The 14,481-nt window shown below is 61.1% G+C and carries 11 protein-coding genes and 1 pseudogene; 7 read left to right on the forward strand and 5 right to left on the reverse strand.

Annotated features, from left to right (window positions below; genetic code table 11):
• The first annotated feature begins 108 nt into the window (after positions 1-108).
• The 3 genes from ACZ1HN_RS19775 (at position 109) to ACZ1HN_RS19785 (ending at position 4,263) form a co-directional block, all read left to right on the forward strand.
• Positions 109-741 (forward strand): glutathione S-transferase family protein, encoded by a 633-nt coding sequence (locus tag ACZ1HN_RS19775; RefSeq protein ID WP_472728733.1) that lies wholly within the window; start codon positions 109-111, stop codon positions 739-741.
• A gap of 96 nt (positions 742-837) precedes the next feature.
• The gene (locus tag ACZ1HN_RS19780) at positions 838-2,049 is read left to right on the forward strand and encodes an acetyl-CoA C-acetyltransferase (RefSeq protein ID WP_299743594.1); all 1,212 of its coding nucleotides are present in this window, start codon (positions 838-840) and stop codon (positions 2,047-2,049) included.
• Between the two features lie 15 nt (positions 2,050-2,064).
• On the forward strand, positions 2,065-4,263 hold the full coding sequence (locus tag ACZ1HN_RS19785; protein ID WP_472728734.1) for a 3-hydroxyacyl-CoA dehydrogenase NAD-binding domain-containing protein: 2,199 nt from the start codon (positions 2,065-2,067) through the stop codon (positions 4,261-4,263).
• An 80-nt stretch (positions 4,264-4,343) separates the two neighbouring features.
• Here the strand turns inward: ACZ1HN_RS19785 and ACZ1HN_RS19790 are convergent, their stop codons facing one another.
• Positions 4,344-4,838 (reverse strand): GNAT family N-acetyltransferase, encoded by a 495-nt coding sequence (locus tag ACZ1HN_RS19790; RefSeq protein ID WP_472728735.1) that lies wholly within the window; start codon positions 4,836-4,838, stop codon positions 4,344-4,346.
• Between the two features lie 199 nt (positions 4,839-5,037).
• Here ACZ1HN_RS19790 and ACZ1HN_RS19795 point away from each other — a divergent pair, with 199 nt between their 5' ends.
• Positions 5,038-5,430 (forward strand): GFA family protein, encoded by a 393-nt coding sequence (locus ACZ1HN_RS19795; RefSeq protein ID WP_472728736.1) that lies wholly within the window; start codon positions 5,038-5,040, stop codon positions 5,428-5,430.
• A complete protein-coding gene (locus ACZ1HN_RS19800) occupies positions 5,430-6,053 on the forward strand; it encodes a LysE family translocator (protein ID WP_472728737.1) in 624 nt (207 codons plus the stop codon). The genes ACZ1HN_RS19795 and ACZ1HN_RS19800 overlap by 1 nt, the downstream gene beginning before the upstream one ends.
• Before the next feature lie 10 nt (positions 6,054-6,063).
• Here ACZ1HN_RS19800 and ACZ1HN_RS19805 read toward each other — a convergent pair whose 3' ends face one another.
• The 3 genes and pseudogenes from ACZ1HN_RS19805 to ACZ1HN_RS19815 all read right to left on the reverse strand — a co-directional run bounded on the left by ACZ1HN_RS19805 (position 6,064) and on the right by ACZ1HN_RS19815 (position 8,476).
• On the reverse strand, positions 6,064-6,699 hold the full coding sequence (locus ACZ1HN_RS19805) for a Hint domain-containing protein (protein ID WP_299201806.1): 636 nt from the start codon (positions 6,697-6,699) through the stop codon (positions 6,064-6,066).
• 202 nt (positions 6,700-6,901) lie between these two features.
• Positions 6,902-7,547 (reverse strand): annotated as a pseudogene (locus tag ACZ1HN_RS19810) (sulfotransferase family 2 domain-containing protein).
• Entirely contained in the window at positions 7,544-8,476 is a 933-nt protein-coding gene (locus ACZ1HN_RS19815; protein ID WP_472728738.1) for a DMT family transporter, read from the reverse strand. The pseudogene ACZ1HN_RS19810 and the gene ACZ1HN_RS19815 overlap by 4 nt, the downstream one beginning before the upstream one ends.
• A gap of 75 nt (positions 8,477-8,551) precedes the next feature.
• On the opposite strand from ACZ1HN_RS19815, the gene ACZ1HN_RS19820 reads away from it, so the two are divergent.
• The gene (locus ACZ1HN_RS19820) at positions 8,552-10,171 is read left to right on the forward strand and encodes an AMP-binding protein (RefSeq protein ID WP_472728739.1); all 1,620 of its coding nucleotides are present in this window, start codon (positions 8,552-8,554) and stop codon (positions 10,169-10,171) included.
• 285 nt (positions 10,172-10,456) lie between these two features.
• Positions 10,457-11,995 carry a DUF427 domain-containing protein gene (locus tag ACZ1HN_RS19825; RefSeq protein WP_472728740.1) on the forward strand — a complete coding sequence of 513 codons (1,539 nt, stop codon included), beginning with the start codon at positions 10,457-10,459 and terminating at the stop codon, positions 11,993-11,995.
• Positions 11,996-12,021: 26 nt separating this feature from the next.
• Here the strand turns inward: ACZ1HN_RS19825 and ACZ1HN_RS19830 are convergent, their stop codons facing one another.
• Positions 12,022-13,911: an AMP-binding protein gene (locus ACZ1HN_RS19830; RefSeq protein WP_472728741.1), complete on the reverse strand. Its 1,890-nt coding sequence runs from the start codon at positions 13,909-13,911 to the stop codon at positions 12,022-12,024.
• Positions 13,912-14,481: the final 570 nt, after the last annotated feature.

The following is a 14,481-nucleotide window of genomic DNA, read 5'->3' on the forward strand; positions in this document are numbered from 1 at the left end:
TAAACGGGATCATCTTCATTTCGCCAGATAAACCGCACGGGGGGTCCGGGGGTGTGAAACCCACCGGTCTTGCCCTCCCAAATCTCAAGACCGGAAAGGCCCGCACCAATGACCCTCAAACTGCACTGCTTCGGCGAAAGCGGGAACTCCTACAAGGCAGCCCTCGCTCTGCAACTCTCCGGTCTCGATTGGGAGCCCGTCTTCGTTGATTTCTTCGGCGGCGCCGCGCGCACAGACGAATACCGCGCCCTCAACCCGATGGGCGAGGCGCCTTTGCTGGTGGATGGGGACCGCAAGATCAGCCAGTCGGGCGTCATCCAGAAATACGTCTCCGACAAGACCGGTAAATTCGGCGGTGAAGGTGACGACAAATACGAAGTGCTGCGCTGGGTCCTCTGGGACAACCACAAGCTCAGCTCCATGTGCGGCGTCACCCGGTTCCTGATGAACTTCCTGCCTGAAGACAAGCGCCCACAAGAGGTCATCGCGTTCAACCAAGGACGTCTCAAAGCTGCCTACGCCATACTAAACGATCATCTCGAAGGCCGGAACTGGATCGTGGGTGACGGCCTGACCAATGCCGACCTCAGTTGCTGTGGCTATCTCTACTACCCCGAACCTTTCGGCTTCGACCGCGCCGATTGGTCCAACATCGACCGCTGGTTGACCAACATCTCGGACACCCCCGGTTGGAAGGCGCCCTACGACCTCATGCCCGGCTCGCCCGCCGACCGCGCGTAAGTTTACGTAAAGCGCCGCAACGTCACCCTTGATTAGACCATCCGGTCTACCCCACTTGAAGACAAAGACACGCCATTCGGCAGGAGGACGAACACGATGACCGAAGCCTATATCTATGACGCCATCCGCACCCCGCGCGGCAAGGGCCGCAAGGACGGTGCGTTGCACGAGGTGACCTCGCTGCGCCTTTCGACCCTGACCCTGAACGCGCTGAAAGAGCGCAACAACATCGACGGCCACGTGGTCGAGGATGTGATCTGGGGCAACGTCACGCAAGTGATGGAACAGGGCGGCAACCTTGCGAGAACAGCCGTTCTGGCCTCCGACCTTGATGAGGCCATCCCCGGCATCGCCATCAACCGTTTCTGCGCTTCCGGTCTTGAAGCCGTGAACATCGCTGCCAACCAGGTGCGCGGCGGAGCCGGTGACGGCTATATTGCCGGTGGCGTCGAAATGATGGGCCGTGTGGCCATGGGGTCCGATGGTGCTGCCATCGCTGCGGACCCGTCGATTGCCATGGAAAGCTACTTTGCCCCGCAGGGTATCGGTGCAGACCTGATCGCAACGGAATACGGCTTCTCCCGTGACGACGTCGACCAGTACTCGGTCGAAAGCCAGCGCCGCGCGAAAGAAGCGTGGGACGACAAGCGGTTCTCCAAATCCATCATCCCCGTCATGGACCAGAACGGCCTGCCGATCCTGGATCACGACGAATACATGCGCCCGCAGACGGACATGCAGTCGCTGGGCAGCCTCAACGCAGCCTTTGAAGCCATGGGAAAGGTCATGCCCGGTTTCGACAAGGTCGCGCTGATGAAATACCCCCACCTCGAACGCATCAACCACGTGCACCACGCAGGCAACTCGTCGGGCATCGTTGACGGCGCCGCAGCCCTGCTGATCGGCAACGAGGAACTGGGCGAGAAGCTGGGCCTCAAGCCCCGCGCGCGCATCAAGTCCACCGCAAAGATCGGCACTGATCCCACCATCAACCTGACCGGCCCCGTGCCCGTCACCGAAAAGATCCTGCGCGACAACGGCATGAACATCGGTGACATCGACCTGTTCGAAGTGAACGAAGCCTTCGCCGCCGTCGTCCTACGCTTCCTGCAGGCATTCGACGTCGACCACGGCAAGGTGAACGTCAACGGCGGCGCCATCGCCATGGGCCACCCGCTGGGCGCCACCGGTGCCATGATCCTCGGCACGCTGCTGGACGAGATGGAGCGGACCGACAAGGAAACCGGTCTTGCCACACTCTGCGTCGCCTCCGGTATGGGTGCCGCCACAATCATCGAACGCGTGTAAGGGGAGAAGAGAACAATGGCTGACTTTACACTGACCAAAGACGCCGACGGCATCGCTACCATCACATGGGATGTCGAAGGCAAGACCATGAACGTCATGTCCCTCGAAGGGCTGGCGCAACTCAACGACCACATCGACGACGTGCTCGCCGATGACGCGGTCAAGGGCGTGGTGATCACCTCGGGCAAGGACACCTTCGCTGGCGGCATGGACCTGAACCTGCTCGCCAAGATGAAGGAAGAGGCAGGCGACAACCCTGCCAAGGGCCTGTTCGAAGGCACGATGAAAATGCACGGTCTGCTCCGCAAGATCGAACGCGCGGGCATGGACCCCAAGACCAACAAGGGCGGCAAGCCGATTGCTGCTGCCCTGCCCGGCACTGCGGCTGGCATCGGTCTGGAGCTGCCGCTGGCCACGCACCGCACTTTCATCGCGGACAACCCGAAGGCCAAGGTCGGCCTGCCCGAAATCCTCGTCGGCATCTTCCCCGGTGCCGGTGGCACAACGCGCCTCGCGCGCAAGCTGGGCGCGATGGACGCCTCGCCCTTCCTGCTGGAAGGCAAGATGGTCTCCCCTGCCAAAGCCAAGGGCAAGCTGGTCGATGAGGTCGTCGCAGACCCTGTCGCCGCCGCCCGCGAATGGGTGCTGAACGCGACGGACGCCGACCTTGTGAAGCCCTGGGACCAGAAGGGCTACAAGATGCCCGGAGGTGCCCCCTACCACCCCGCAGGCTTCATGACCTTTGTCGGTGCTGCGGCCATGGTGAACGGCAAGACCCAAGGCGTCTACCCTGCCGCCAAGGCGCTGCTGAGTGCCGTCTACGAAGGCGCACTTGTGCCCTTTGACACGGCGCTGAAGATCGAGGCGCGCTGGTTCACCAACGTGCTGATGAACCCCTCCTCCGGTGCCATGATCCGCTCGCTCTTCCTCAACAAGGAAGCGCTGGAAAAAGGCGCTGTGCGTCCGCAAGGCATCGAAGACCAACGGGTCAAGAAACTTGGCGTTCTAGGCGCGGGCCTGATGGGCGCGGGCATTGCCCTCGTTTCGGCTCAGGCCGGTATCGAAGTGGTGCTGATCGACCGCGATCAGGAAAGCGCGGATCGGGGCAAGAACTACTCCGAGAAATATGTCGAAGGCGGCATCAAGCGCGGCAAGACCACGCAGGAAAAGGGCGCGGCGCTCCTGTCCCGCATCACCGCCACACCTGACCTTGACCAACTCAAAGGCTGCGACCTGATCATCGAAGCCGTGTTCGAAGACCCCAAGGTCAAGGCCGAGATCACGCAGAAGGTTGAGGCGATCATCCCCGACGACTGCATCTTTGCCTCCAACACCTCGACACTGCCGATCTCCGAACTGGCAAAAGCGTCCAAAAATCAGGACCACTTCATCGGCATCCACTTCTTCTCGCCCGTCGAAAAGATGCTGCTGGTTGAGATCATCAAGGGCGCCAACACCGGCGACCGGGCCGTGGCCAAGGCGCTCGACTACGTGCGCCAAATCCGCAAGACGCCCATCGTGGTCAACGACGCGCGCTTCTTCTACGCCAACCGCTGCATCATCCCTTACATCAACGAAGGGACGCGGATGGTCACCGAAGGGGTCGAACCTGCGCTGATCGAAAACGCCGCCAAGATGGTCGGCATGCCCTTGGGTCCGCTGCAATTGACGGATGAGACGGCCATCGATCTGGGTGCCAAGATCGCCCGCGCGACCAAGGCCGCCATGGGCGACGACTATCCCGACAGCCCCTCCGACGACCTGATTTTCTGGTTGGAAGAGCTGGGCCGCATGGGCCGCAAGGCGAACGCAGGCTTCTATGACTACGATGAGAAGGGCAAACGTCAGGGCATCTGGCGCGGCGTACATGACAAGTACCCGCTGATGGACGAGCAGCCCGACCTGGGCGAAGTCCAGCACCGCTTGCTGTTCTCCCAAGTCCTCGAAGCCGTCCGCGCGCTGGAAGAAGGCGTCCTGATGGACATCCGCGAAGGCGACGTAGGCGCGATCCTCGGCTGGGGCTTTGCCCCGTGGTCCGGTGGCCCGCTCAGCTGGCTCGACATCATCGGTGCACCCTACGCCGCCGAACGCTGCGACCAGCTCGAAGCCAAATATGGCGAACGGTTCAAGTGTCCAGCGCTCCTGCGCGAGATGGCCGAGAAGAACCAAAGCTTCTATGGCCGCTTCGGTCCAAAGGAAGCCGCGGCAGCCTGATCGGCACCCAAAGGCAATCATTCAAGGGGCTGCGTTCTACGCGGCCCCTTTTGCATTAAAGCGACCCGTTTCAAACGCCATCAGCCTAATTGCAGACGGTACAACAGCGCGTCCTCAGAAGCCCCATTCTCCCTGATGGCATCCGGCAAGACACCGAACTGCACATAACCGTGCCGCTCATAGAACGCGATGGCCCGGGCGTTCGCGGGTGCAACGCTCAGTTCGATCTGCTCCACCCCACCCTCCTTCGCTTCGTCCAGAACACCCTTCATCATGGCCTGCGCAGCACCTGTCCCCTGGAAATCGGGTGTGACGTAGAACGGCCCCAACTCCGCCCGGTGCCGCGTCCGCGCCTGTCGTTGCGGGCGATAGCCGCAAAACCCGATCAGAGCATCGTCGTCGAACACGCCGCGCAGCCCACCATAAGCAAGAACCTTGCTGGCCGTCTCGACAGTCATCGCGCGGCTTTCAGCCTCGGTCACCAGAAAACCGCTTGGCGCAACAGTGGCCCCTTCCTGACGCAGAACAAGCCATGCCTGTGCGTCTTCGATCCCCAACTTACGGTATAAAAACAATGCTTTACGCTCCGGTTTAGGTTGTGTGCTGCGACCATAGAACCTGTTCCTTGATCGAGCACCGCGCGAACCCGCAATACGCCTGAACCAGCGGACATCGGCCTTCCTTGCCACGGAATGGCGGCACCACCTGCTTTCGCCTGTGGACGCGGTTGGACCCATGGGCATACTGCAAACGCGTCAAGGGGGAGGCCTGCACATGGACCAGATCACAGCCGGTTGCGTCTGCGGTGCCGTGCGCCTTGTTGCCACGGGGTCACCGGATCGCGTGGGCATCTGCCATTGCCTTGATTGCCGCAAGCACCACGGCGCACTGTTCTTTGCCGCCGCCATCTTCCCGCGCGAAGCCGTTGAAATCACGGGCGAAACGCGGGCACACGAAGGGCGGCACACCTGCACCACCTGCGGATCATCCGTCTTTGCCATCAGCGACAACGAGGTCGAGATACACCTGGGTGCGCTCGACGAACCCGGACGGTTCACCCCAACCTATGAGCTTTGGACCATCCGCCGGGAACCCTGGCTACCCACCTTCCCCGGCATGACCCAATACGCGCTTGGGCGCGACACACCAGTATCGGAGAAGACATAATGGACCCGACCCTGCTCATCGCCTTCATCACCACGACACTGCTGTTCGTTGCGGCTCCCGGCCCATCCGTCGCCTTTGCCACAGCGCAGGGGCTGAAACACGGGCGTCGTGGTCTCTTCATCACTGTCGCCGGGGACGGTCTGGGCACGATCGTTCACATCACCATTGCGGCCAGTTCACTGGCCACACTGCTGGCGCTGTCCGATGTGATCCTGCCGCCGTTGCAAATCGCCGGTGGGGTCTTCATCGTGTGGATGGGCCTGCAATCCTTTGTCGCCATGCGCAATGGCACCACGTTCCGGGCAAAGCCTGCGGACAAGGTGACGTTCTGGGCAGGCTTCTTTGCCTGCGTCTCAAACCCGAAAGCCATCGTGTTTTTCGTGGCGCTGTTTCCGGCGTTCATCTCGGCAGATCACAGCGTGTTGGTGCAAACCCTGATCTACGGGGCGATCTTTCTTGTGCTCGATGCCCTGTCGATCATCGGTTACGCCCTTTTGACAATGCACACGGTCAACCGCGCGACCTCACGCTGGCTCAACCCTCATGTGCTAACCGGGACCGGGCTGACGGGCGTGGGCCTGACAATGATTGTCAAAGGCTACCGGGCGCTGCCCGGCACCTGAGTCCCCCGGATCAGGCCACAATCCCGTAGCGTGCGTCTTCGACCTTCATGCATTCAACAAGGAAAGCCGCATCGCGGGCCGGGATCACATCGTAGCCCGGCACCGCGGCGCACAGTTCATCAAGGTGCATCATGTGCCGGGGGCAATGAACGAGAGCACCCCCTTCGGCATACACAACCTGTTCCCCGGCAAAAACCAGAGTGATGATTTCGATTTGCGTCCGCGGCGCCATGCGACGGACACCCCGATACCCTTCCAGCGACTTAGCCGACAGAACCGCAAACGGATCGCCAAATGCATCGCAAGCCGCGTCGCTTTCCACCAGCACACCCTGATCAGGCAACAGCTCAAGATCAGCGCTGTTGCCAAGTGTCCCCGCGGGGACAAGGACCGAATGATAGGCGGAAGGCACCGACGCATCTGCGGTCCAGAAAATGTCGCGCCGCACCTCGACCAAGGGCTGCAAACCTGCGTCGAATGTCAGAACCAGATCGCCCGCGGCCAAAGCATCCACCGCCCGCCACCCCATCGACGTTGCCACCCGCGTGCCTGCCAACAGCCCCCGCGTTGTCATGACCCCACCATCCCAAGCTGCCGTCGATTCCGGCATCCGGCGTGGCGCTTGCGTCTTTGCCCATCCAAACATCTTTTCCATCCCCATGGTGCGGCGCTGGCAGCGCGCCGGTTTTGTTCTGATGTCGCCAATTGCAGTGATTCCCAAGGCCAAGACGGGCCGCAATCTGGGCGGGAATGAGGCACTGTCGCCCCAAACGGCTCCAGTGACCCAGCCACTGCCTCGTTGTTTACAAATTAAGGACAGTTTTCAGCGCATGCGGGTAAATGGGGTGTCATTCGAAGGAATAACCGAATCTTTCGATGTCCTCGGCGCAAGCTTCGGCGACGGCATCACGTGCATCATCCGAGTAATAACCGCGGTAATCTGCAACCCTGTCTGACGCGTTGGACGCGTGGGGGCAATTGCAGGCGAAACCCCAAGTGATCCCAAAGCGGTTCAGCATCCGCGTCAAAATGCTCAAGCCGTATGTAAAGATCGCAGCGCTCGCGCCCAGCAGCATCGATCATGTAGCGACGCGCCGGGTTTGCCTGCATCGACGACCGCGTCTGGGACGCACAGGCAAAATCGCAAAACTCCATCTGACCGGCCAGCGCGACGGCGGGATGGTCAAAGCTCTGCTCCCGCAACCAATGATAATAGCTGACCATCCGATCCCAGGGATTGCGGACAAGGGCAAAGGCAAAAAGACCGTCAAGGCTGGGCACCAACCCCTCGATATCCGACAGCGTCGAGTGCTTCCACAACCGGCCACGCGCCTTGATGTTCTTTACCTTGTGCCGCCGCTTCAATGCTTTGGGCGTATCGCCCAGCATGATGTCGTCCTTCATTGCCCGCGCCTCAAGCGCTTGGGCCATGGCCGTGCCCCCGGTCTTGGGGGCGTGGACAAAGATGTATTTGCGGCCAGTGCTCAGGATCATGACGCAAGCTTAGCCGCCCTTTCCCGGCTGCGCACTGCGATGATGAACCCGGCCGCCACGATCAATGCAATTCCGGCACCTTGCAGCCAAGTGACGGGCTGACCCAGCAATATCCAGCCAAAGAAAGGCCCGAAGATCATGATCGAGTATTCGAAGACTGCCACATGGCTGGCCTCGCCGATCTGGTAGGCGCGATTCAACAGGCCAACGCCCAGCACGGACCCAAACACCTGCACCAGCAGATAGGGCCATGCCGCGTCAATGGGCCAGACCCAACCGCGCGTCAGAAAGGCCATGCCCCCTGCACCGACCGGAGGATCAAGAACGGTGATGAGCGCAAGCACGACCGTCCCGAGTGCGCCCTGCGCGACAAAGATACCGAACAGCAAAGTCAGCGTGCTTTCTCCATCGCACAGCGCCCGCGTCGCGACGACCCCGGAGGCGTAGAGGATCCCGCCCACCACTGGCAGCGCCGCGACCCAACCGAGGGTGCCCCCGGATGGGCCAAGAACCACAAGGATGCCCGCAAAGCCGACAGCCACGGCAATGATCCGCCACGGACCTATCCGTTGCCTGAGCACGAAGGCCGTCAGCAGCAGCACGAAGATGGGCGAGGTGAAAAGCCCCGCCAACGCCATTGCGATGGGCATGAAGGCAAGTGCGCCGAAATAGCAGAACATGCCGGTTGCGATAAGCATGGACCGAAACGCCACGGCGCCGACCCTGCGGGGACGCAAGGTCCCAAAGCCCAAGGCTGACAGGGCAAGCACGATGGGGGCGGCGAGCAGCAGCCGCATGATCAGGAACTGCCACACCGAAATCGTCTCGGCAATCACGGCGACATAGATATCGATGGCACCGATCACGCACATTGCCCCCACCATGTTCAGCGCAGCGGCTGTCGGGTGGTGGCTCTGATATGTCGTCATGGGACTTTCCATTGCTTGCGCCCCTCGCCATAACGACGCAACATCGCTGCGCAAGACGATACGGGGAGGACCGATATGGGTTGGATGGCAGATGAAACAGGCCTCGGCAAGACGGCTGCGAACTATGTGCCGCTGACACCGCTGTCGCATCTGCGGCGGGCGGCATCGGTCTTTGCGGATCGGGTGGCGGTGATCTACGGATCGCATCGCGTGACCTACGCACAGTACTACGAGAGATGCACGCGCCTTGCGTCCGCGCTGGCCGCCAAGGGCGTGGCTCCGGGCGATGTCGTGGCGACCCTGATCCCCAACCTGCCCGCCCAGGCAGAAGCACATTTCGGCGTGCCAGCATGCGGTGCCGTTCTGAACACGATCAACACCCGCCTCGACGTGGATACGGTGGCCTATATCTTTGACCATGGCGGCGCGAAGGTCGTGCTGGTGGATTCCCAGTTCCTGGAGCTGGCGGAGGCCGCAGCGCAGCAGATGGACGAACCAGCGCCCGTGCTGATCGAGTGCCCGGATGCCCATGCCGGTTTTCCCGCGTCGGGACGGCATCAGACCTATGAGGATCTGCTTGCAGCAGGCGATCCTGCCTTTGAGTGGATCATGCCAGAGGATGAATGGGAAAGCCTTGCCCTCAACTATACCTCGGGCACCACCGGACGGCCCAAAGGTGTCGTCTATCATCACAGGGGCGCATACCTAATGACCATGGGCACCGTCGTGTCATGGCGCATGGTTCTGCATCCGGTGTTCATGGCCATCGTACCCCTGTTTCATTGCAATGGCTGGAACCACACGTGGATGATGCCGATGCTGGGCGGCACCTTGGTGTGCTGCCGCGATGTGACGGCCACGGCCATCTACAATGCGATCCACTACGAAGGCGTGACCCATTTCGGTGGTGCGCCAATCGTCCTGAACATGATTGTGAACGCGCTGGACGAGGATCGACGGACCTTTGATCACGTGGTCGAGGTGTTCACCGCTGGTGCGCCCCCTGCCCCCGCCACGCTGTCCAAGATCGAAGCGTTGGGGTTCAACGTGACGCAGGTCTACGGGCTGACCGAAACCTATGGCCACGTCACCGAATGCCTTTGGAACAGCGATTGGGACGGGGCCGAGGACACGGCAGCCATCAAGGCGCGGCAGGGTGTGGCGTTTCCGATGATGGAGCATATCACCGTCATGGATGCCGATATGGCTCAGGTGCCGATGGACAGCGCGGCGCAGGGTGAGATCATGATCCGGGGCAACTCGGTCATGAAAGGGTATCTGAAGAACCCGGATGCGACGGCGGAGGCCTTCGGGGGCGGGTACTTCCATTCTGGCGACATCGCGATCCAGCATCCCGATGGCTACATCCAGATCGCGGACCGCGCCAAGGACATCATCATCTCGGGTGGGGAGAACATCAGTTCCGTCGAGGTGGAGGGTGTGCTGATGGGGCATCCGGATGTGAACCTTGCCGCTGTTGTTGCAAAACCGGACGACAAATGGGGTGAGGTGCCCTGTGCGTTTGTGGAATTGAAGCCCGGCACCAACCCGAGCGAGGCGGATTTGATCGCGTTTTCGCGTGAGACTTTGGCCGGGTTCAAAGCCCCGAAGCAGGTTGTGTTTCAGGAGTTGCCAAAGACCTCGACCGGGAAGATCCAGAAGTTTGAATTGCGGAAATCCGCAGCCGCTTTGTGATCCTCGTTTTCGTCGTATCTGGTGCCATTTGAACCAAAAAAGGCTGTCCCCCTGGGGTTTGTCCCCGCGGGGACAACCTCTTCTGAGCCTTTGCGTGATTTTCATGGCTTTCTGATTTGTGCCTGTTTTCAAGAGCCTGCCCCACCGAGCGGTCGTTTTAGTTAAATTTAACCAAAAAATTTCAAACTGACGGCCAAGAGGCCGCAGTTTTTCCAAATGCCCTGCCCCCTCTTGGTGGTTTGACCTTGTGCGCCCATGTAGGATGAACGCTTAGGGGGACTTGCCATGAGCCTTGACGACCTGCCCAAACCCAGTGGCTACAGCATTGACGTAGAGCCGCTGACGCGCCCGGTGCGCATCTGGCACAACGACGTGTTGCTGGCCGACACCTCGCGCGCCCGCGCGATGTATGAAACGCGGTTGCCGACAGCCATCTATGTCCCGCGCGAGGATATTCTGGTAGATCTTGGCCCCCAGACCGGCCTTCAGACTTTCTGCCCGTTCAAGGGCACGGCGAGCTATCATGATGTTCTGCTGGATGGTGAAACCATCGAAAACGGTGTCTGGTCCTATGTGTCGGCCTTGCCCGAGAGCAAGGCCATTCAAGGCTATGTCGGCTTCATGCCCAATGCCGCCACGCGCGTCGAATTGGGCGAAAATCAGTTGCAGACCGAGCGCGATGGCAACATCACCGGGCCGCTGGTCGACTGGCTGATGCGCGAGGCGGGTACGCTGCCCGACCCGGAGGCTTTTACACGCGCCCTGGCCACCAAGATGCGTGAGAACGGGATCGCCGTATCACGCCTTGCCGTTCTGATCTGGTCGCTGCATCCAATGATTGCGGGCAAGAACTATATCTGGCGCGCAGATACGGATGACGTGCAGACCTTTGCCCCGTCCTATGACATTCACAGCTATCCGGGCTTTGTGAACAGCCCATTGCAGCATGTGTCCAAGGGTCTGGGCGGCGTGCGACAGCGGTTGGGGGATACGGACGAGGCGTCACGCTTTCCCATTATGGACGATCTGCGGGCCGAGGGGGCGACCGATTATGTGGCCATGCCCCTGCCCTTTTCCGATGGGCGCACGAATGTGCTGACCCTGACTACGAACCACTCCGACGGTTTCACGACCGAGAACCTGGGGCTGGTGTTTGAATGTGCGACCGTCATCAGCCGGTACTACGAAGTGTTCATGCAGCGCGAGAATGCGCAGGCGCTGCTGGAGACTTACGTGGGCAAGCGGTCCGGCGCGCGGGTGCTGGGCGGAGAGATCCGGCGCGGCGATGGGGACGAGATTGATGCGGCGATCATGTTCTGTGACCTGCGCGGGTCAACCCGATTGGAGCAGGAGTTGCCGCGGGATGAGTATATTGCACTTCTGAACGCGTTTTTGGACATCACTTCGACCATCGTGGACGCGCATGGCGGCGAGGTTCTGAAATTCATTGGCGACGCTGTGCTGGCAGTCTTCCCCGCGGGTGAGGATGCGGCGACGGCCTGTGCCTCGGCCCTTGAGGCGGCGCGGGAGGTGGTTGCCAAGGTGGCAGAAGACGAAGTGACAGCGCAAACGTCTTGCGCCATCGGGATCGCCTTTGGTCGCGTCACTTATGGCAATATCGGGTCAAGCACGCGGTTGGATTTCACCGTGATCGGCCTTGCCGCCAATGTGGCCGCACGCCTGTGCGATGCGGGCAAGCGCCAGGGCCACGCGATCATGGTCACGGACGAGGTGGCGGCGGGTCAGACCGGATTGTCCGATCTGGGCCCTTTGGAGTTGCGCGGTGTCAGCGCAGCGGTTCACGCGCTTGGCGATATGTCGTAAGGCGGAGGTGTCCTCCGCCCCGCCCGTCACCCCTTGGCGTAGCCGATGGTTTGCAGCGCGTCCTTGATCTCGTCCAGAATGGCGGGATCGTCGATGGTGGCAGGCATCTTGAAGTCCTGATTGTCCGCGATCTTGACCACTGTACCGCGCAGGATTTTCCCGGAGCGGGTTTTGGGCAAGCGATCCACGACCACCGCCTGTTTGAAGGCGGCCACTGGACCGATCTGGTCGCGCACCCGCTTCACGCATTCGGTGACGATCTCGTCATGCGCCCGGTTCACGCCGTTGGTCAGGCACAACAGACCGACAGGTGACTGCCCCTTGAGTTGGTCCGAGACGCCCACGACCGCGCACTCGGCCACATCCGGGTGGCCGGCCAGCACCTCTTCCATAGCACCAGTGGACAGGCGGTGGCCTGCGACGTTGATGACATCATCGGTGCGCGCCATGATGTAGAGGTAGCCGTCTTCGTCCATCATCCCCGCGTCGCCCGTTTCGTAGTAGCCGGGGAACGTGTGGAGGTAGGACTTGATGAACCGATCCTCTGCATTCCAGAGGGTCGGCAGAGTGCCTGGGGGCAGCGGCAGCTTGACCGCGATGGCGCCAAGTTCGCCGGGAGCGACGGGGTGCCCCGCATCATCCAGAATCTGTACATCGTAGCCGGGCATTGCCACGGTGGGTGAACCCACCTTGACCGGCAATGCTTCGAGCCCAGCGGGATTGCCCGCGATGGTGTAGCCGGTTTCGGTTTGCCACCAGTGATCGTAGACCGGAACGTCCAGCAGGTCCTTGGCCCATTCGATGGTGTCCGGGTCCGCCCGTTCACCTGCGAGGTAGAGCGCGCGCAGGCAGCTGAGGTCGTATTTTGCGCGATATTCGCCTTTGGGATCCTCGCGCTTCACGGCCCGAATGGCGGTGGGGGCGGTGAAGAAGGATTTGACGTCATGTTCTTCGATCACGCGCCAGAAGGTGCCCGCATCGGGGGTGCCGATGGGCTTGCCCTCGAACACGATGGTGGTGTTGCCGTGGATCAGCGGGGCGTAGCAGATATAAGAGTGACCGACGACCCAGCCCACATCGGAGGCGGCCCAGAACACCTCGCCCGGGTTCATCTGGTAGATGTTCTTCATCGTCCAGTTCAGCGCCACGAGGTGGCCTGCCGTGGCCCGCACAACGCCCTTGGGCGCGCCGGTGGTGCCGGACGTGTAGAGTATATAGGCGGGATGGGTCCCGGCAACGGGTGTGCAGGGTGCGGGGTCTACCCCCTCTTGCACCGCATGCCAGTCGACATCGCGAGGGCCAAGGTCGCAAGGGCTTTGTTCGCGTTGCAGGATCACGCAGAATTCGGGGGTATGCTCCGCCTCTTCGATCGCGCCATCGAGCAGCGGCTTGTATTCCACGACCCGCCCCGGTTCGAGGCCACAAGAGGCGGCGATGATCGCCTTGGGGGTGCAATCGTCAATGCGCACAGCCAGTTCGTGGGCAGCAAAGCCACCGAACACAACCGAATGGACCGCCCCGATCCGTGCACATGCCAGCATGGCCACCAGCGCCTCGGCCACCATGGGCATGTAGATGATGACCCGATCCCCCACCGTGACGCCCTTGGCAGCTAGCGCACCGGCGAGCGACGCGACCTGCGTCCGCAGCTCGGCATAGGTTGTCTTGGATTTGGCCCCGGTGATTGGGCTGTCATAGATGATGGCCACCTGGTCGCCACGCCCCGCTTCGACATGCCGGTCGACGGCGTTCCAGCAGGTGTTCACTTGCGCGTCTGCAAACCAGTCATAGAGGTGTTCGCCGCGTTGGCTCAGCGCCTTGGTTGGGGCCTTGACCCAGTCGATGGCTTGCGCCGCCTGCATCCACCACCCCTCGGGGTCCGCTTTCCAACTGTCATACTCCGCCCGATAGCCCATGGCCCATACTCCTCCGTCATAGTCTCCATCAGGGTTACGCGGCGACAACTGTCGGGGGCAAGGGCTGAGAGCGCCAACTGTGGCAGAATATCACGTGGACATGAAGGATATTGACGGCAGCCACCTCAGCAACTCGTGGGGCATCGGAGCGGATCAATTAGATCCTCTGGTGCCATTTCAGGCGATCTACGTGTTGAAAATCCGGTCACAGCCCATTGCCGACATGTTTAGTTAGCGAGACGCGGTCCGGCTGAGTATCACGTTCAAGGCTGCGTTACAGTCAGAACGATCACCGGTGATACACGTGGTACGTTGAGCCCCAACGATGATCGTGGTCCTCGAATAGGTGCTGCCGTCATCTGCCCGATACGTGCGCGTCACCGTTGGGAATGTGCGCCCAAACTCGGAATATGTCCCGCGTGTTTCGCTGATCTGTTCAGCGCAAGCGGCAAGGGACAACAAAGATATGATCACTATAGTCAGTCGCATGTCTCTCTCGCGCAGTCTCTATCATCTTCAGATAGTGGGCCCGCTCGGGCAAAACACCTGCGCAAAAGCATTTTTTTGCAG

The sequence above is a fragment of the Tateyamaria sp. GN1-10 genome, assembly GCF_055693845.1.